Source organism: Coleofasciculus sp. FACHB-1120, from assembly GCF_014698845.1.
GTDB lineage: Bacteria > Cyanobacteriota > Cyanobacteriia > Cyanobacteriales > FACHB-T130 > FACHB-T130.
In genome coordinates this window covers 18,119-38,276 of record NZ_JACJTV010000023.1, presented here as the reverse complement: position 1 = coordinate 38,276, position 20,158 = coordinate 18,119, and the positions used below count along the sequence as shown (strand labels likewise).

The following is a 20,158-nucleotide window of genomic DNA, read 5'->3' as shown; positions in this document are numbered from 1 at the left end:
AGACAGCACCTGAACAGGATCGATCTTTATCTTTTAAGATTTGGTCGTTTCTGACTCACCGAGCTGCCAGTATACACTTAACCGGCTAATCTATGGTTATCTTCACCATATTAACTAATGTTAAGGCGCTACTGCCACTCGCTAACTCCTCCTCTAGTGTTGAAGTGATGGGACTCTACAACCTGTGCCTTGCGAGTGTTAGGGTAATGATAATGCTTTGATACCCTGCCAATCCACCCAAGGGCATTGGCTTACAAAAGCGCATTTTTGTGTAATCCCTATGGTTAACCAGATCAAGTGGACGAACGCCTTATCAACCCGTCCGTCTTTGGAAGCGGCAGTCGCGGAAGTGGTTGAACGCACGACCCTGGCGTTACAGGCACCGGCTGACTTGGGGCTGGTGTTCATCTCGTCTGCCTATGCGAGTGAATATTCGCGGCTGATGCCATTGTTGCAAGAACGACTCAATGTTAAGGCGCTGATTGGCTGTGGTGGCGGCGGCATCATTGGCATGAATTCGCAGGACGAAGTGGAAGAAGTCGAACGAGAACCAGCATTAAGCCTCAGCTTGGTTCATCTTCCTGGAGTGAATGTTCACTCTTTTGAGATTTCTAGCGATACTTTGCCCGACCTGGATAGCTCACCGGATAATTGGGTAGACCTGATTGGCGTATCACCTGCTGATGAACCTCAGTTCATCTTGTTAGCCGATCCTTTCTCTTCCAAGGTTAATGACTTACTGCAAGGACTGGATTTTGCTTATCCAGGGTCAGTGAAAGTGGGGGGTCTGGCTAGCGCTGGCAGTATGGGTAGTAACACGGGTTTGTTTTGTAACTACCAACTCTACCGTGAAGGAACGGTGGGGGTCGCTTTAAGTGGCAATATCGTACTGGAAACAATTGTGGCACAGGGCTGTCGCCCGATTGGGAAGCCTTATCGGATCGCCAAAGGAGAACGGAATATTCTTCTGGAACTGACTCCCCAGGAGGATAGCGCCGATGTGAATGACTGTGGCGGGAAATCTGGGACGCCGCTGGAAGTGTTGCAGGATTTAATTGAGAATTTGAGCGAGACAGACCGACAATTGGCACAGCATTCGCTATTTGTGGGCTTGGTGCGGGATGAATTTAAGTTAAACCTGGAGCCGGGAGATTTTTTGATCCGTAATTTGCTGGGCGTAGATCCTAGAGTGGGGGCGATCGCAATTGGCGATCGCGTTCGTCCTGGTCAGCGCATCCAATTCCACCTCCGAGACGCCCTCACCTCCGCAGAAGACTTGGAACTCCTCCTCCAGCGTTATCAAAAACAGGCACCTAGTGATTCTCCACCTGCCGGTGCCTTGCTGTTCTCCTGTTTGGGGCGAGGAGAAGGGCTTTATGGGCAGCCCAACTTTGACTCCGAGCTATTCCGTCGCTATCTAAAAGACATCCCAGTGGCTGGTTTCTTCTGTAATGGTGAAATCGGTCCTGTTGCAGGTAGCACTTTTCTACATGGCTACACCTCAGTGTTTGGTATCTGTCGCCAAGCTTAATAATGATGTTTCTCAAATAATTGGAAATTCGGAAAAAGGTTTAAGTTTTGACCCTTTGCTTTGTTCAAGGGTATAGTTTTATACTTTGAAATTAAAGAATTTTACCCTAACTCAAAACTTAACACTTATCACTCTTCTAATCGATTACCAGTTCCCTAATCATCTACGATACCATCCAAGCAAATTTGTCCTAGATTCTAGGGGAGTCTGTTAATTGCCTGAACTCCAACTTTTTCCGAATTAACAGGAATCTCATTTCGCCTCGAAACAACCTTCGCAGGCACGCCTACTGCAACCGAATAAGGGGGAATATCTTTGGTTACAACTGCACCTGCACCGATAACACTGCCCGTACCAATCGTGACTCCATCCACTACGGTTACTTTACTACCCAACCAACAGTCATCTTCGATGGTAATTCCCTTGCAATTGTAGCCTTGGCTGATTATGGGGCGTGTAGTCTCTTCAAAGTTATGATTGCTAGCGTAAATGCTGACGTGCGATGCAATTAAACAATCCTTTCCGATTTTTATTTTCTGCCCAGATAGGCAACTATACGGACCAACATAAGTATTTTCTCCAAGGTCAATACAGCCATCGTCCAAAACTTTGATATCAACGCCTCGATCGAGACGTACTTTATTTCTTAAAAAGATTGTACTATTTTTCCCCCCAGCATATAGATAAACGTTCTGTCCTATAGATACCCGATCTTCAATACTAATTTGACTATCCTGGTCATAACTTTGTAAGAGAGTCCCTCGAAAAATTTTGGTTTGATCTCCAATTTCAATACAACAGGCCCGGATAAATTCTACCCCCGGTTGAATCAAAACAGAGGTGCCTATTCGCCTTAAAATATTGCCGTACAAATGGTTTCGCAGGGCTAAACCCAGCGATAAGGGAACCCAGCCCAGTAATGTAATCAATAAAGATTCTTTTCGGCGATTCCACTGTGAAGAATAGAGTTTATTTTCGATACTCATTACGATTTCCCCCAAAGCTGACTTTTTTAAACCAGATATCGAATGATTTTTAGCCGGAATGGTCTGTTTGAGTGAAAGCAGTATTGCTGGCTCAATACTGCTTTCGACCTGATTAAAAGTTTAGGAGTCTGTAACTTGAACACCCACTTCCTTTGCTGAGGGATTGCTAATAGAATTTCGCTGAGAAATGACTTTAGCAGGAACTCCTACTGCAATTGAGCAAGGGGGAATATCTTTTGTAACAACTGCACCTGCACCGATGATACTTCCGCGACCAATCGTGACCCCATCCAGCACTTTCACTCCAGTACCTAGCCAGCAGTCATCTTCGATGGTAATTCCTTTGCAAGTGACTCCTTGCTTCCATATATAAACTGTAGGATCGGCAAAGTTATGATTGTTAGCATAAATTCCCACGTGTGATGCAATTAAACAGAACTTGCCAATTTTGATATTACCGGGACCACCTAAACAGGTATAGGGAGAAATATGTGTCCGTTCACCAATCTCAATTTGGCAGTTCCCGTGTTCCGTCACGTTAATATCAACGCCGCGATCGAGACAGACTAAATCTTTCAGAGAAATTTTACTATTTTTTCCGCAAGCATTGAGGCGAACGTCTCGAAGAAGTTTGACATTATTTCCAATTTCAATACAACTAGCACCGACAAGTTCAACCCCAGCTTGAATGTATAGAGATTTGCCTACTTGATCCAAAATAATGGGGTATAGTAATCTCCGCAACAAGGGGCCTAGAGGTCGCCGAATCCCGCCGATTAGGTTCATTAATACAGCTTCTTTTACTCGCGACCGACGTGACGGTACTTGAGGATTCTGTATTGAGGATTCGCGGTGAAAATTTTTAGAAGATATGTCGATACTCACGGCAAATGCACTCCAAAATCATCTTTTTTACTAAAATTAATCCTTGATGATTTATGAGAGCAACTATCTTTTGAGCCAAATTAGTGCGGGTTAATCAGAAGAACCTTGTTTTTGATTTCAAGTCATTAACCTGCGTTAGTAATTGAAGGAAAGATACTAGCAAAGCTGGAGTTCTACTAATCACAGTCATGCCAAGAGTGATGGTGATAGATACAACAATCTTTTACCAGAATTACTCTCTAATTTCTGCAAGTCAAAGAAGCTTAAAATCCTAAGAAATTTAGCTTTAGAGATAGTTACTATGAGCAGGCAGAGTTATCAGTTGCACCTGCATAAGTTTTAGGAAAATCAGGAAAATCGATTCAGTAATTTTCCAATGCGATCGCCTTCTTGTTTAGCATCGCCTCTAAATCGCTGTGACTCAACTATGGTGGGGTATCTCCAATCTCAGCCATCACGTTGAATTCCACCATCGGCGCAAACAACATGGCACTTCCGCGATGGCTATGACGACTTTCTTCTATCCAGTTTCGTTGGTCTACTGTTAAGGTCACGATGTAGAGCGTGGATTTAGAGACTTATATCTAGACTGAAAAAAGCTTAATCAATGTTATACCACTTTAGTCAAACTCTACTGAAGGTAAAGTTTGAACAGCATCCTACTAAAGGTAGATTAAATAGCTGGTGAATTAGGTTAAAGAGATAAAGTTGTGGAATTGTCGATGAGGGCGGGGGTGCCATCGGGAGCGATCGCGCCAAATGACTCGAAATAATGCTTGGCGACTGGGGGGAAGTGGGAGAAATCAAATAAAGCATCCCCCTTGGCAACATCTGCCCAGAAATAGCGTAAATTGGGGGCGAGTCCCTCTGCCTCTGTCATCGGGATATTTAAGGGTGGCTCAGTCAGCAACTTGAGCATGAAGGGAAGCGAGCGATCGCCCATCCAATCTCGTGAGAATTGTGGCAGCGTTGGGAAATGGGGGACAGATTCCACCCGATGCGACTCAATCTGCAAGGATTTTTTGCCTTGGTTATCGGTGCGGAAGTTCAAAATCCGGTAGGGATGAGGATAGCTAACCAGAGAACCTGTGGTGATGTCATAAACACCGCGATCGCGAGCAATATCCTGAATATGCAAATGCCCTGTAAAAATTAGATTTACCCCCGCCTCGCGGAGTATTTGCAGCAGCACTGGCGCATTCTCCAGCATATACCGACGCCCTAACTGGTGGCTGGATTGTCCGGGTAGATGCTCGACGATATTGTGATGCACCATCACCATCACTAACTCATCATCAATCTCTTTCAGATGTTGTTGCAGCCATGCCAACTGAGTATCATCCAAACGCCCTATCTGTTTTCCGCGATCGCTAAAATTATTGGAATTCAGCCCAATTAAGCGCACTCCGGGTAGAATTTGACTCGTGTAATACAGTTGCTCTAGATTCTCGTAGCCAAACTGTTGGTAATAGTGGGGAAACTCTTGGAGTCCAATGGTGCTATCAGTGGGTAGTAAACTGGGTACATCATGATTCCCCGGCACCACGTAGACTGGGAAAGGTAGCTTCAAGAGACGTTTTTGCAGCCAAGCATGATTTTCTGGTTCCCCGTCCTGCGTTAAGTCTCCCGGTATCAACAGAAAATCTAAGTTGAGTTGTTCCAGATGACTCAGTACAATCTCCAATGCTGGGATACTGACTTCTACCATGTGAAAACGGCTGGGATGATCCGTAATCGTGTTAGGAAGTGCGATGTGTAAGTCACTGATGACAGCAAAACGAAAATTGAGACTCATAGCGCCAACGCAAAAATGGACGAGGGAATGTAATAATAGCGATCCCCGTCGATCATAACCTTTGCTACATTCTCTTCCGCACGCGAAGCAGTAGCTCGCCAAGTTGGCATCAAAACCTAACCCCCAACCCTCTTCCCTGCTTTACCGTGTACACATATCTTTTATTAAGTAGCAAAACGTTGATTGATCCCCCTAAATTCCCCTTTTTAAGGGGGACTTTGACTTAATTCGCCCCTCTTTTCAAGGGGGGTTGGGGGGATCAAAATGGGACTTGCAAGTTCAAGAAGACTTGTGTATACACCGTAGCCTTTTAGGAAAGGGTTAGGGAGCGGTAAAAACTTTGTATTGAATGATATTGACTTGCTGAATCGCTAACATCCAAAAAAGGAGTTTCATATTGTCACCCGTCCGAGTTCGCCAACACGTTAATCCACTTTCCTCCAAGTATCAAACGCCGGTAAATCCTCCTGACTGGCAGAATATTTATGCCGATCCGACGAAGCCGCTGCATTTAGATATTGGGTGTGCTAAGGGGCGGTTTTTGTTGAAAATGGCGACTGTAGAACCCGATTGGAATTATCTGGGTTTAGAAATTCGAGAAACGTTGGTAGAAGAAGCTAATGAATGGAAACAGCAGGCGCAATTAGAAAATCTTCACTACTTATTTTGTAATGCCAATAACTCATTAAATCCTATTTTGAGTTCTTTGCCAGTCGGCACCTTGCAGCGCGTCACGATTCAATTTCCCGATCCGTGGTTTAAAAATCGACACGCCAAACGCCGCGTGGTGCAGCCAGAAATGCTAGAAGTTCTGGCAAAGTACCTGGTTAGTGGAGGAGTGGTTTTTGTTCAGTCAGATGTTGAGGCGATCGCAGTAGAAATGCGCGATCGCTTCTCTTCTTCCCCAGCTTTCCAAAGACAGGGTGGTGACGACTGGTTAGACACGAATCCCCTACCAGTACCAACTGAACGCGAAATCACTACTCTTTCTCGCGACGAACCCGTTTATCGCGCTTTATTCATCAGAAATTGAATTTTGAGGGTTGAGTTTTTAATGGTGAGAGAAACAGGGAAATTTCAAACTCATTACTCAACCCTCAACCTTCAAGACTTTCCTAAATCCAATTGGGCACCCACTGGCGCAACCAAGGTGGCAAATACCGAACATTGAAGCGCGGTATCAAGATTTGATAATGTCTGGGGGATAAGGGCAAACCTAAATAGATTGGCATCCAGAACACAAAAGCTGCCAAGATCGCAAAAATTACCGTCAGCGCGATCGCTCTTAACTGACGCGCCGGACTTTGCAGCCACCTATCGACAATCCAGGCAAGTGCCAACCCTGCAAACACAGACGCTCCCATGTAATGGTACAAAAACGTGCAGCGAGTTACCCGTACCCAAGGCAGCACATTCGCCAGCCAGTTCAGAACCAAGTACAAGGCAATCCAAGTTGAGGCGCTTGGGGTAATTTTCCACCCTTTGCCAGTCAAGAAGTGTTGAGCTAGCAAAAACAGCAGCAGTAAAATTGCCGCCGTTGAAAGAATCCACAGAACTGGGTTCCCCATCGCGTGGACATCGTAAATCACATTGCCTGTCCCTCTTGGCAAAGGCGGGAATTGGGGTACCGTCGCACTCGTATTTTGAGCCGTTTGGTAAAAGTACGCCACCGGGCGCAGCATCAACAGCCAGGTGTACCATCTGGAACAGTAAGGATGAATTGTCGGCCCATCACCCACTCGTTGGTGGTATGCCAGAATTTGCCTTTGCACCTCCCAAAATCCAAATTCTGGGTTGAGTTGAATGTGAGGAATCCAGCTAACGGCGTAAAAAAGGAATGGGATGATTGCTAAATTTACTAAAACGTGTAGTAAATTCAGCTGCGTCAGGTTTTGCAACGGTGTCAGAGTCAGGGCTGAGGACTGAGGACTGAAGACTGAAGGGTTAGGCGTTAGGAGTGAGGAGTCAGGGGTTAGGACTAAGGAGTTAGGAGTCTGGCGTGAGGAATGAGGAAAAAATCGCCTCTGCTCCTCAGCTCCTCTACTGCCAGGTTCTCCAGCTTTTTTGCTCCTTTTGTCCATTGCCTGTTGCACCCATTGCATCGCCCAGGCAAAACCCCACATAAAGTAGGCACCTAACAGAAACCACAAGCCATTCCACTTGATAGCCACTGACGCTCCGAAAAAAATACCGGCTAGCGCTAACCAAAACCAGCGCCGCATCGCTTGATTTGCGAGTCCTAATAAGAAAAACCACTGTCCTAACAGCCCAAAAATAACCAGATAAACGTTATTCAGGGCATAGCGCGACTCCACCAGGAATAAACCATCGGCGGCGGCAAAGATAGCAGCGATTAACGCATAGCTGCGCCGATAAGTGAGTTGATAGGCGATTCCTCCCAGCACTAAGGGAATAAACGAGCCAGTCAGGGCATTTAGCCAACGGTAACTCCAAGGGGAATGCAGAGAACCCGTCAACCCGTTCATCGTATCTTTCCCGAACGGCAAGCGATCGCCTATCCACATCCCCACGGCAATGATGTACTTGCTCAAAGGGGGATGTCCATCAAAAAAGGGAGTCCGGGTTAAATAGTTGTTGGCAAACTTTGCATAGTAAACTTCATCAAACACTAAAGTATTAAATCGTTCTAGCCCCCAAAAGCGCAGGGCAAACGAAACCAAGAATACGCCAGCCATTCCAATCCAGAACCACCGTTGGCTGATAGAACGTTTGTTTAACAAGAACATAAAAACCTGCTCAAACGCTTCAAGGCATTTCCAAACTGTGTAGCATCATCCCAAAAATTTCTCAATAAAACTTTACTCTGAGTAGAGCGTGTGTCAAACAAAAAAATGAATAAGGATAAGTTGAGCAAGAGTGAAGTCGTTGCCAGTCACGGATCTTCGCGCCCGCCGAACAGGTGGCAGGGTGCAATAGCGAAGCGCTGACTTGTCAGTTCGCGCGATTTTTTAAATTTGAGGAATTTCACACCAACTTTCGCACCGAAGTCTTGGCAGGCGTGACCACGTTTATGACAATGGCATATATTCTGGCAGTCAATCCGGGAATTTTGTCAAATGCTATTTTTCTGGAACAACCGCAGGATTTATTTGGGGAGTTGGCGATCGCAACGGCAATTTCCAGCGCGATAGCGAAGCGCTGACTTGTCAGTTCGCGACTTTGATGATGAGATTAACAGCAAATTATCCGTTTGCCCTCGCACCAGGAATGGGATTGAATGCCTTTTTTGCCTTTTCTGTCGTTTTGGCGCTAAAAATCGATTGGCGAGTTGGCCTCAGCTCTGTCTTAATCGAGGGGCTAATTTTCATTGCCTTGACGCTATCGAATATTCGCACCCAAATTATCCGCGCCATTCCTGAATGCCTCAAACAAGCTACAGCGGCGGGAATTGGTTTATTTATCGCTTATATCGGCTTAGCTGGCGATCTGAAAACGGGGGGTGCGGGGATTATTGTGGCGAACCCAGTCACGAAAACTGCCTTGGGAAACTTGCAACAGCCGCAAACGCTGGTAGCGATTGCGGGAATTCTGATCACATTTGCTTTTGTCGCTCGCCGCGTCAAAGGAGCGCTATTATGGGGAATTCTCTCCACTGCCTTGCTGGGATGGATTCTTCGCATCGTATCCCCGCCCTCTGGAATTATCGCACTTCCTCAGTGGCCCGGAGATTTACTTGGTCAAGCTTTCCAGGGATTGAGTCAGATTAACCAAACTAACATTTGGAATTTAATCACCGTCACTTTTGTTTTTCTGTTCATCGATCTTTTCGACACGATCGGCACTCTCGCCGGTGTCGGCACCCAGGCAGGTTACATTGATGAAAATAGGGAACTGCCCCGCGCGAGTGAAGCGCTAATGGCAGACGCCGTAGGAACCACCGTGGGGGCAATTCTGGGAACTTCCACCGTCACGACCTATATTGAGTCAGCTGCTGGCGTCTCGGAAGGGGGACGCACCGGGTTTACTGCCGTTGTCATCGCCGCCTTATTTACTTTGTCGATATTTTTTATTCCTTTATTGGCAGCAATTCCCGCCTTTACCACAGCACCCGCACTGCTCGTTGTTGGCGTCTTGATGGCAGGAAATGTCCGTCTAATTCGTTGGGAAGATCCTGCAGAATCGATTCCCTCTTTTTTGACCATTCTCCTAATGCCTTTGACTTACTCAATTGCCGAAGGTTTATCAATTGGATTTATGACTTATCCACTGGTGAAAACATTTCAAGGTAAAGCACATGAAATCAGTTTAGCCGTGTGAATTTTGGCTGGAGTATTTGTACTGAGATTTGTATTTATGGCTGTAAACTCTGCTACGTGAAAGTAAGGACTTAGAACCAAGCAGAAACTCCATTTCTAAATCCCTTTGCCAAAAAATTGCTTTTTTAAACCACAAAGGCACTCAGACACAAAGATCAAGAACTTCGTGTTTCCTCAGTGTCCGAGTAGCTTTGTGGTTAATCTTATCCAAACGCTTGCGCCATCAAGCTGAAGGCGGAGAAATGCTAACTTCTATGTCTAAATATTGAGCTTTATTTAGGATTCGAGAATTTGTAGGGCAGTTTGGGAACGATAAATCGAGTGGCGAATTATCCTTATTATTAGGGATTTCCATAAATTTATTCCCAGTTGATGTTACCCATACTCTTCTAAAAATGATTCTTCCCCTTCCCGGTTACGAACTCGTTGAAGCCCTACATGAAGGCATCAATACCGTTATTTATCGTGCTTCCAGGCAGTTGGATGAAACTTCAACGATCGTTAAAGCGATCAAAGCCGAGTATCCCACCTTAGAAGAGCTAACTCGGTTAAAACATGAATATAAAATTTTAGAAAACTTAGTAGATATAGAAGGAATTGTCAAGCCCTTAGCTTTAGAAAATTATCAGAATGGTCTAGCGCTTATCTTGTCAGATTTTGGGGCAATCTCGCTAAAAAATTATATTAGCGATTGCTCTTTAGACTTAAGCGAATTTTTAAACATAGCCATTCAGCTAGCATCCACGCTTGCTCAACTGCATTCAGCCCAGATTATTCATAAAGATATTAAACCTCAAAATATCATCATTAATCCAGAGACAAAGCAAGTTAAAATCATCGACTTTAGCATTGCTTCTCGTCTAGAAAGAGAAAACCAAACCCTTGGCAACCCCACCTTACTCGAAGGTACTCTCGCCTATATGTCACCGGAACAAACCGGGAGAATGAATCGGTCGCTTGACTACCGCACCGACTTCTATTCTCTAGGTGTCACCTTTTATGAAATGCTCACAGGTGAATTGCCTTTTAATGCTACTGAGCCTCTGGAATTGGTACACAGCCATATCGCCAAAATGCCACTTCCACCTCATCAACTAAATACGGAAATTCCAGAGGCAATTTCCAAGATTGTAATGAAATTGTTAGCTAAAAATGCTGAAGACCGCTATCAAAGTGCAGATGGTTTGAAGTTTGACTTAGAAATCTGTCTAATGAAGCTACAGACTACCGGAACGATTTCCGACTTTATTCCCGGCAGTGCTGACAAAGCAGGTCAATTACTGATTCCTCAAAAGCTTTATGGTCGTGAGGCGGAAGTTGCTACCCTGTTAAATACCTTTGAGCGCGTCTCCGATGGTACTGGGGAAATGATGCTTGTTTCCGGTTATTCCGGAATTGGTAAAACTGTTCTAGTAAATGAAGTTCACAAACCCATTGTCCAGAAACGGGGATATTTTATTGCGGGTAAATTCGATCAGTTTAAGCGCAATATTCCTTATGCTTCCCTAATTGAAGCATTCCAATCCTTAACTCTGCAACTCCTAACTGAGGGCGAAGCAGAAATTCAACTTTGGAAAGAGAAACTCTTAGTTGCTTTAGGCGTTAACGGGCAAGTCATTACAGACGTGATTCCCGAAATCGAACTGATTATCGGCAAACAGCCGCCCGTTCCGGAACTTGGAGCAACTGAATCGCAAAACCGCTTCAGCCGAGTATTTAAACAATTTATTGGCGTATTTACAACTAAAAAACATCCTTTAGTTATCTTTCTGGATGACTTGCAGTGGGCGGATTCGGCATCGCTTAAATTAATTGAATTACTGATTATCGATACTGATAACAAGTATTTATTGCTAATTGGAGCGTATCGAGATAACGAAGTTTTTCCCACGCATCCGACAGTTCAAACAATTGATAAAATTAGAGAAGCGGGTGCGACGGTAAATGATATTGTACTTCAACCTTTACAACTACTGAATGTTAAAGAATTAATCGCCGATACTTTAAATGAATCGGTTCAAGCAAAACTGCTAGCGGAGTTATTTTTTAGCAAAACCCAGGGAAATCCTTTCTTCTTAACTCAACTCCTCAAAACACTTTACCAGGAAGATTTGCTGGTTTATAACTTGCGCTTAGGTGAGTGGCAGTGGAATATCGAGCAAATTCAAGCGATTGGTATCACCGATTATAATGTCGTCGAGTTGATTGCTAGAAATATCCAGAAACTGTCCGATGAGACGCAGAAAGTATTAAAATTGGCAGCTTGTATTGGCAACACTTTTAATTTAGAAGTTTTGAGTGTTGTCCATGAAGAATCCTCCTTAGTTACTGCCACCCAATTGTGGTCGGCACTTCAGGCAGGTTTAATTTTGCCTTTGAACAATGAATACAAAATTCCCCTCGTATTTAGCCAGGAAGAAGCGGGGAGTATTACCTTAACTGACCTTAAGGTTGACTACAAGTTTTTACATGACCGCGTACAGCAAGCCGCTTATTCTCTGATTCCTAATGAGCAGAAAAAACAGACTCATCTAACAATTGGTCAATTGCTACTACAAAGAACGACGCCGGAAGAACAAAAAGAAAATATTTTTGCGCTGGTTAACCAACTTAATTACGGGACTGACTTACTCCATTCTGAGCCGGAAAAATACGAACTAGCTCAACTCAATCTTATCGCTGGTCAAAGAGCTAAAGCAGCAACTGCCCATGAGTCCGCTGTCAAATATTTAAATGTGGGTTTGGGACTTTTGTCCTCCGATAGCTGGGAAATTCAATATGCCCTGACCTTTACCCTCTACTTGGAAGCAGCAGAAGCTGAATACTTAATCGGTAACTTTGAGCAGTTGACTCAGCTTTCTGATGTTCTCCTCAAATATGCAAAAACACTCTTGGAAAAAGTCAAGGTGTATGAGTTAAAAATTCAGTTTGATATAGCTCAAAGCAATCTGCAATCAGCGATAGATACCGGAGTTACCGTTCTAGAAATGTTCGGCATTCGCCTGGAACAAGAACCCCCTCAATATCTAATTATTGATGATTTAGCTGACCTGCCGTTAATGGTTGATCTCGATAAACTTGCAGCCATGCGGATATTAAAAGCGATCGTAACAGCGGCTTATCTAGGAAATGCCGCGATGCTGCCGCCAGTTCTTTTTACGATGATCTCTTTGTCTATCGACTATGGAAATTCTCCCGAATCCGCTTACGCCTATGCTTTTTATGGCTGTCTCTTGTGTGGAGCAACGGGAGATATAGATTCTGGATATCAATTCGGGAAACTAGCCATTCCCTTGTTGAAAAAACTTAACTGCAACACCTTAAAATCTAAGATTATTTGTATAATGTATGCTCTTATCAGCCACTGGAAAGAGCATATTAGGGAAAACCTAGAACCTTTGAGTGATGGCATTCAGAGTGGTTTAGAAGTCGGAGATTTAGAGTTTGCTTGTCATGATGCTGCGAATTATTGCAATTTTGCATTTTTCAAAGGGGAGCAACTTGAAAAACTTGAAAGCGAACATGAAAAGTATCTCGTTTTGGCTATTAAATGCAAACAAGATTACGATATTGGGTTTATCAAAATTTATTACCAGCTAATTAAAAATTTCCTCGGAAAAGCGCCAGATAAATTGCGTTTAACGGGCGACATTTTTAATGAAGAAGAAATGCTACCAGTTATAAAACACGGCAACAATGGAACTCTGCGGCTTCTTTATTATGTGGCTCAAATAATTCTACTTTATTCATTTAAAGATTACGAGGGAACAGTAGCCAGTGCAACTTTAGCATCACAAAATGCTAACTTCGGGGTGGGAACAATTCATAATATCTTCTACAACTTCTACCACTCTCTTGCCCTTCTAGCACTGTATCCAGCAACCCAAGCAAAGGAGAAAGAACAATACCTCAGTGAAGTGGCAGCGAATCAAGAAAAAATGAAGACTTGGGCGTTCCATGCTCCGTCGAACTTCCAGCATAAGTACGACTTAGTAGAGGCAGAAAAAGCGCGGGTTTTGGGACAAAATGACCAAGCAATGGATTATTACGAACGAGCAATTAAAGAAGCAGCGGAACAGAAATATATCCAGGAAGAAGCCTTAGCAAATGAACTGGCGGCTGAGTTTCAGCTATCCCTTGGCAGAGAGAAGATTGCTAAGACTTACATGACGGATGCGTACTATGGCTATATGAAATGGGGAGCTTTAGCTAAAATCCAAGATTTGGAGGAAAGATATCCCCAATTAATAATGCGATCGCCTGTTGCCACTGAAACCCCTTTCGTTCATACGATGACGATTGCCTCTTCGACCACTACAGGCACTCGAACAGGGTTGCTAGATTTGGGAACTGTAATGAAAGCATCTGTCGCCATTTCTGGAGAAATTGTTCTACCTAACTTGCTCGACAAGTTAATGAAGATTTTGATAGAAAACGCAGGTGCTGAAACTGGCTTGCTTATCCTATCAAAAGAGCGCCAACTTGTTATAGAAGCAGCAGGGACTCCAGATGAAGTCCAAGTGCTGCAATCTGTACCAGTATCAACTTCTGGACAATTGCCTATCTCGGTACTTAATTACGTCATCAGAACTCAGAAAGATGTCGTTTTAAACGATGCTAGCCACGAGGAAATTTTTAACACCGACCCCTACATTACTCAACACAAACCAAAATCAATTTTGTGTGCGCCTATCCTATCTCAAGGTAAGCTAAGTGCCATCCTGTACCTAGAAAACAACCTGATTGCTGGCGCTTTTACGCCGAAGCGGGTAGAAGTGTTGCGAATGTTATCAGGACAGGCTGCGATCGCTCTAGAAAATGCACGACTCTATGCCCACTTAGAATCTGCCAACCAACAATTAGAAGAATACAGTCGTACTCTGGAAGCGAAAGTAGAAGAGCGAACGCTGGAGTTACAAGAAAAGAATGTCCATTTGAAAAAAGCCCAGGAAATTGCTCAATCAGCCAACCGCGCTAAGAGTGATTTTCTCGCAAACATGAGCCATGAATTGCGGACACCGCTCAATGGCATTTTAGGTTATGCCCAAATCCTCAAGCGAGACAAAAGTTTAACTGATTTACAAAAAGATGGTTTAGGTATTATTCACCAGTGCGGCGACCATCTGCTAAACCTGATTAATGACATTTTAGACCTTTCCAAAATTGAAGCCAGGAAAATGGAACTTCACCCAACAGATTTTCATTTTCCAGAATTTCTAGAAGGTATTGCCGAAATCTGTAACATCCGTGCTGAACAAAAAGGAATTTCTTTGATTTACGAGCAGATTACTCAACTTCCCACAGGTGTCAGGGCTGACGAGAAACGATTACGGCAAGCTTTGCTGAACTTACTCGGCAATGCCGTCAAATTTACTGAAACTGGAGGCGTAGCTTTTAAAGTCGGTTATTACGAAGGCAAAATCCGGTTCCATGTGGAAGATACAGGCGTTGGTATGCCACCAGAGCAATTAGAAGAGATATTTTTGCCGTTCCAGCAGGTGGGGGACAACCATCGAAAAGCTGAGGGAACCGGGTTAGGACTGGCAATTACCCGCCAATTAGTCCAGATGATGGGCGGCGAGATTCAAGTTCAGAGTATTTTAGGAAAAGGCAGTGTCTTCTTCTTTGATTTAGATTTACCTGAAGTTTTTCAATACACTGAAGGTAGCAAACAAAAGCAAAGAAATATTGCCGGATTTAAAGGTTATAAGCGGAAAATTATCGTAGCAGATGATAAGCGAGAAAATCGTTTAATTTTAGTCAAGATGCTGTTGCCTTTAGGGTTTGAAATTGTAGAGGCGATAGATGGACAAGACTGTCTGAAGAAGGCGTCTGAGTTTAATCCCGATTGCATCTTAATGGACTTGATGATGCCTGAGATGAATGGCTTTGAAACGACTCGTCGCATCAGGCAATCGCCCGAACTGAAAGAGGTGATAGTGATTGGCACCTCTGCTAGCGTTTTTGATTTCGACCTGAACAAAAGTAAGGAAGCAGGTTGCAATGATTTTCTACCCAAGCCAGTCCGAATACCAGAGCTTTTAGAAAAATTACAGCTTCACTTGGGGCTGGAATGGGTTTATGAAGAAGACGAAAATCAACTAGAAACAGTCCACAAAAAAGAAAATTATCAGTTTAAGAGCCAAGGCAGTCAACACTCATTCGTGGCTCCCTCAGCAGAGGAAATTTCAGCTTTATTTGATTTAGCAATGAAGGGCGATCTTAAAGGCATTGTGGAGCGAAGCGATCAACTAGAAGAATTGGATATTAAATATGCGCCTTTTTCAGGCGAATTGCGTCAATTAGCTAAAGGCTTCCAAGTTAAAAAGATCCGCGAATTTTTAAGGAATGTAGGAAAAAATTAATGAACTCTTCAAATATTGAAAATGGGGTTATTTTAATCGTTGATGATAATCCTACAAATTTAGGAGTGTTGTTCGATTTTTTGGTAAATTCAGGCTTTCAAGTATTGGTGGCGCAGGATGGTGAGGATGCAATTGCTCAGATTGATTATGCCCCACCCGACCTCATTTTATTAGACGTACTCATGCCGGGGATAGATGGATTTGAAACCTGTCAGCAGTTGAAAGCTAAGGAATCAACGAAAGACATCCCCGTGATTTTTATGACGGCGCTTTCTGAGACGGTAGATAAAATCAGGGGATTAAATCTTGGGGCAGTGGATTACATTACTAAGCCGCTTCAACATGAAGAAGTCTTATCCCGTGTTCAAATTCATTTACGCTTGCGAACTCTGGCTAAAAGATTGCAGGAACAAAATGTGCATCTGGGACAAGAGATCCAAGAGCGGACTAAGGCAGAGAAAGCACTTTTAGAACTTACATCCGAGTTAGAAGGGCGGGTAGAAGAAAGGACGGCTGAACTTTTCCTATCCAATCAGCTGTTGACCCAATCAAATCAGCATCTGCAACAGGAGATCCAAGAACGCATCTCTACTGAAGCAGCCTTACAGGAATCAGAAGCACGCTATCGAGAAAAAGTACATCAGCTTGAACTTGCCTTCCGCCAACTTCAAGAAACTCAAAGCCAACTGGTTCATAGTGAAAAAATGTCCAGTTTGGGACAATTGGTAGCGGGTGTCGCCCACGAAATTAACAATCCCGTTAACTTCATCTATGGGAATCTCACTCACGCCCATCACTATACCCAAGATTTGCTCGACCTCTTGAGCCTCTATGCGAAGTACACTCCTGCACCACCACCTGAAATTAAGGAACACGCTGAAGCGATAGATTTAGAATTTTTGATTGAAGACCTGCCCAAATTGCTGAGTTCGATGAAAGTTGGGGCTGACCGCATCCGCGAGATTATTTTGTCGTTGCGAATTTTTTCCCGCGTGGATGAAACCCAAATGAAGCCAGTGGATATTCATGCTGGGTTAGATAGCACGCTACTGATTTTGCACAGTCGGTTCAAAGCTAGCGCCAGACATCCAGGGATTCAACTGGTCAAAGAATATGGCAATCTGCCGCCGGTAGAGTGTTTTGCGGGGCAACTCAACCAGGTGTTTATGAATCTGCTGGTGAATGCAATGGATGCTTTGGAGGAGTATGACGAAGAGCGATCGCCTGAGGAGATTTTCTTTTGCCGTAGCACGGTTCGGATTCGCACCGAAGTAACTGACAATGAGTTTGTGACGATTTGGATTGGGGATACTGGCCCCGGTATGCCAGAGGAAGTACGCGATCGCCTATTCGATCCCTTCTTTACGACGAAACCAGAGGGTAGAGGTACAGGTTTGGGATTGTCGATTAGCCACCAGATTGTAGTCAAAAAACATGGTGGTCAGATGACGTGTATTTCAGCACCTGGGCAGGGGACGGAGTTCATGATTAAAATTCCGATTCATTCGTGCCATCCAGAATCGGATTGCCAATGCGCTATTTTGAAAAACAGCGGCGATTCGGTCTAATGCTGGAACCCATCAAGTGTCAACTTAAGATTGACTTGGCGGTTGAAACCGCAGCTATACAGACAAAACCTGTTTTCTCCAGTTTAAAACTCATGATTTTCAGTTTTGATATCAATTAATCGCACCGAAGCGATCGCTATCCTTGATGAAAATTAGCTGGCGTTGATAGCGAGGTGGGAAGAAGATAAGGGCGAAGCGATCGCTTCACGTGCAACGCCCAATATATTCGCTAATCTAAAGGCTTTCTGTAGACGCGAAGCGGCGCATCTGTTGCTGTAAGGTTGGTCTATCCGTAAAACTACCAGTCTCTTCAGTTAAAACTATTAAACTTCCATTTTTTCAGCGCGAACCCGTAATATTGCTGAGATTCAATCAAAGATTGATTTTTGATCAAACGACCAAATTATTAACCTGTCTGTAGCTTAGAGAACATTTTATCAAATCTTTGTTATTTGCCAGGAAATGATGAATTTTCTGTAAAGATTTCGTAAAGACTCTCTTGAAGGTCAGTATTTCCCCTAGGGATTGCTTAGGATATAGCGGAAGTAATCCTAAAGAGCTACGTATTTTTACTTAATCTTTTTTAGCTCATATCTACAAAACGAGAAAAAACCAATTTCCACAAGTTACGTGTTTTTACGGGAACCTTAAATTTTTATCTACAAAATTAGATGGCTCGTGGTTCTGAAAAGCGTGCAGAGGCTAATCAAAAGAATATGCAGCCTTTTAAGGCTAAGTTTAAGCACTTGATATTGGTGGATTGAAAGAGGATATAGGAAAAGCGATATGCTAAATACTGGGAGTCAGGTTAGCAGTAATACTAAACTAAATAGCCGAAGTTCCCGCTCCTGGGAACTTCCTCCAACTTGGCTACGATTTTTAGTCATCATCGTACTGGTTTTAGGCATATTTTTTCGATTCACAAATTTAGATCGGAAAGTCTATCAACACGATGAAGCTTTTACCTCAATGCGGATTTCTGGTTATTCCAAACCAGAAGTACAACAAAAACTTTTTGATGGCCGCCTCATCAGTGTCGAAGACTTGCAAAAGTATCAGCGCCCCAATTCAGAAAAAGACTTAATTGATACCATGCAGGTGCTGGCACAATACCCAGAGCATCCGCCGTTATATTACGTGATGGCGCGATTTTGGGTGCAGTGCTTTGGCAGTTCAGTAGCAGTGGTAAGGAGTTTGGGTGCCCTAATTAGTTTGCTAGCATTCCCTTGCATTTATTGGCTGTGCCGAGAATTATTTGAGTCGTCGCTGACGGGATGGATAGCGATCGCTATCATCGCTATTTCTCCCTTGCACGTACTGTACGCGCAGGAAGCGCGGCAGTATAGTTTGTGGACGGTGGCAGTCTTGCTATCGAGTGCAGCACTGCTGCGAGCTATCCGGGTTAAGACTAAGCTAAGTTGGATAATTTATGCCGTAACAGCGGCGTTGGGACTCTATTCAAACTTGTTTTTTGGGCTGACTTTAATTGGTCATGGCATTTATGTCACTTTAACTAAAATCCATCGAGAAAATAAAGCTTTTATTGCTTATTTGCTTGCAGCAATAGGGGCTAGTTTAACCTTTGTACCCTGGATTTTGGTTGTTTTCAGTAGCGATCGCATCATTGATAGAGTTGCATCAGCTCCAAAGCCACCCAACTTATTTACTTTAGTTAAATGGTGGACTCGTAATCTCAGCAATATTTTCTTAGATGTAGATCCTAGTGGTAACTGGTTCGATCCAATTGGTTATGATGACCCTTTCTCCATCCCTCTAACTTTAATCTTGGTTGGTTACTCGATTTATTTCCTCTGTCGCCATACTCCTGTGAAAGTTTGGTTATTTATTTTGACTTTTACTGGGATGGCGGTTATTCCCCTAATGCTACGAGATTTACTGACTGGGGGATTTTTATCTACAGCACCACGATATCTAATTCCCTGTTATTTAGGAATACAGATAGCGGTTGCTTTTCTTCTAACGAGTAAAATTACTTGGAGTTTTAATTCCATCCAGCAACAAAAACTGTGGCAGCTTTTGATGGTTACTGTGCTTTCATGCGGAGTCTTATCTTGTGCGATCAGTTTCCCCGCAGAAGTATGGTGGAACAAGTTTATGGACACTTATAATCCTCAAGTGGCTCGCATCGTTAACCAAGCTTCCTATCCACTTGTGATTAGCGATACTAAGATTCCGGGAAGTGTATTGTCTCTCAGCCATCTGCTCAGTCCAAAAGTACAGCTACAGTTGGTGAGCCAACCAAAAACATTTCTAGCTGCTGATGGTTTCAGTGAGGTGTTTTTATTCGATGCTTCTGAAACTTTGCGAGAAGAACTTGAGAGAAGACAGGGTTACAAGTTTGATCTAGCTTTTAAAGGCTACAAATTTGAATTCTGGGAAGCAAAAACAACTCAGTAGCTGAATGGCATATTGCTCTTTTGTCACTCCAAGTCGAGGGAAATTGTAAATTTCTCCCACAGCCAGATCCTTGAATAGGGATAGGGAAGAAGTTCATCAAAGCAATAAGCCTTTTCACAAGTATCTACATCCAGGGCTAACTAGACAAGAATGCTTGTTGTCCTGGTTGTCTACAAGAGACCACAACTCATCGCCCTGAATTGTTAATCCCCCCTTTTTTCGGCGATCACTTAGACTTGGCTTGGCACCTGACCTATTTCTCATTGATTTAGGAAAAGTAGCCATTACTCGGAAACCTTCACAGCCCAGGCAATTCCAGCCAGGGAATTGTTC

The 20,158-nt window shown here is 43.6% G+C and carries 10 protein-coding genes and 1 pseudogene; 6 read left to right on the top strand and 5 right to left on the bottom strand.

Annotated features, from left to right (window positions below; translation table 11 throughout):
* Window positions 1-280 precede the first annotated feature (280 nt).
* Window positions 281-1,531 (top strand): FIST N-terminal domain-containing protein, encoded by a 1,251-nt coding sequence (locus H6H02_RS18765; RefSeq protein ID WP_190820519.1) that lies wholly within the window; start codon window positions 281-283, stop codon window positions 1,529-1,531.
* A gap of 197 nt (window positions 1,532-1,728) precedes the next feature.
* On the opposite strand, the gene H6H02_RS27725 is transcribed toward H6H02_RS18765, so the two are convergent.
* From H6H02_RS27725 to H6H02_RS18750, 4 genes are all read right to left on the bottom strand, one after another.
* Window positions 1,729-2,517, bottom strand: a complete 789-nt coding sequence (locus H6H02_RS27725) for an acyltransferase (RefSeq protein WP_190820517.1) — start codon at window positions 2,515-2,517, stop codon at window positions 1,729-1,731.
* 120 nt (window positions 2,518-2,637) lie between these two features.
* Window positions 2,638-3,303: an acyltransferase gene (locus H6H02_RS27720; protein WP_190820596.1), complete on the bottom strand. Its 666-nt coding sequence runs from the start codon at window positions 3,301-3,303 to the stop codon at window positions 2,638-2,640.
* A gap of 524 nt (window positions 3,304-3,827) precedes the next feature.
* Window positions 3,828-3,956, bottom strand: a complete 129-nt coding sequence (locus H6H02_RS27715; RefSeq protein WP_277922575.1) for a hypothetical protein — start codon at window positions 3,954-3,956, stop codon at window positions 3,828-3,830.
* A gap of 140 nt (window positions 3,957-4,096) precedes the next feature.
* On the bottom strand, window positions 4,097-5,197 hold the full coding sequence (locus H6H02_RS18750; RefSeq protein ID WP_190820515.1) for a metallophosphoesterase: 1,101 nt from the start codon (window positions 5,195-5,197) through the stop codon (window positions 4,097-4,099).
* A gap of 397 nt (window positions 5,198-5,594) precedes the next feature.
* On the opposite strand from H6H02_RS18750, the gene trmB reads away from it, so the two are divergent.
* Complete coding sequence (trmB, locus tag H6H02_RS18745) at window positions 5,595-6,230, top strand: tRNA (guanosine(46)-N7)-methyltransferase TrmB (protein ID WP_190820513.1); 636 nt, start codon at window positions 5,595-5,597, stop codon at window positions 6,228-6,230.
* An 82-nt stretch (window positions 6,231-6,312) separates the two neighbouring features.
* Here the strand turns inward: trmB and H6H02_RS18740 are convergent, their stop codons facing one another.
* A complete protein-coding gene (locus H6H02_RS18740; protein WP_190820511.1) occupies window positions 6,313-7,944 on the bottom strand; it encodes a phospholipid carrier-dependent glycosyltransferase in 1,632 nt (543 codons plus the stop codon).
* A gap of 197 nt (window positions 7,945-8,141) precedes the next feature.
* Between H6H02_RS18740 and H6H02_RS18735 the strand changes: the two are divergent.
* The 4 genes and pseudogenes from H6H02_RS18735 to H6H02_RS18720 all read left to right on the top strand — a co-directional run bounded on the left by H6H02_RS18735 (window position 8,142) and on the right by H6H02_RS18720 (window position 19,825).
* Window positions 8,142-9,475: pseudogene (locus H6H02_RS18735) on the top strand (NCS2 family permease).
* A 394-nt stretch (window positions 9,476-9,869) separates the two neighbouring features.
* Window positions 9,870-15,839 (top strand): hybrid sensor histidine kinase/response regulator, encoded by a 5,970-nt coding sequence (locus H6H02_RS18730; protein ID WP_190820505.1) that lies wholly within the window; start codon window positions 9,870-9,872, stop codon window positions 15,837-15,839.
* Window positions 15,839-17,407, top strand: a complete 1,569-nt coding sequence (locus H6H02_RS18725; protein WP_190820503.1) for a response regulator — start codon at window positions 15,839-15,841, stop codon at window positions 17,405-17,407. The genes H6H02_RS18730 and H6H02_RS18725 overlap by 1 nt, the downstream gene beginning before the upstream one ends.
* 786 nt (window positions 17,408-18,193) lie before the next feature.
* Window positions 18,194-19,825: a glycosyltransferase family 39 protein gene (locus tag H6H02_RS18720; protein ID WP_190820501.1), complete on the top strand. Its 1,632-nt coding sequence runs from the start codon at window positions 18,194-18,196 to the stop codon at window positions 19,823-19,825.
* Window positions 19,826-20,158 lie beyond the last annotated feature (333 nt).

Excerpts from the sequence above, each read along its gene's own strand:
- H6H02_RS18765 (WP_190820519.1), top strand. The coding sequence starts at position 281 with ATGGTTAACCAGATCAAGTGGACGAACGCCTTATCAACCCGTCCGTCT.
- H6H02_RS27725 (WP_190820517.1), bottom strand. The coding sequence starts at position 2,517 with ATGAGTATCGAAAATAAACTCTATTCTTCACAGTGGAATCGCCGAAAA.
- H6H02_RS27720 (WP_190820596.1), bottom strand. The coding sequence starts at position 3,303 with ATGAACCTAATCGGCGGGATTCGGCGACCTCTAGGCCCCTTGTTGCGG.
- H6H02_RS18750 (WP_190820515.1), bottom strand. The coding sequence starts at position 5,197 with ATGAGTCTCAATTTTCGTTTTGCTGTCATCAGTGACTTACACATCGCA.
- H6H02_RS18740 (WP_190820511.1), bottom strand. The coding sequence starts at position 7,944 with ATGTTCTTGTTAAACAAACGTTCTATCAGCCAACGGTGGTTCTGGATT.
- H6H02_RS18730 (WP_190820505.1), top strand. The coding sequence starts at position 9,870 with ATGATTCTTCCCCTTCCCGGTTACGAACTCGTTGAAGCCCTACATGAA.
- H6H02_RS18725 (WP_190820503.1), top strand. The coding sequence starts at position 15,839 with ATGAACTCTTCAAATATTGAAAATGGGGTTATTTTAATCGTTGATGAT.
- H6H02_RS18720 (WP_190820501.1), top strand. The coding sequence starts at position 18,194 with ATGCTAAATACTGGGAGTCAGGTTAGCAGTAATACTAAACTAAATAGC.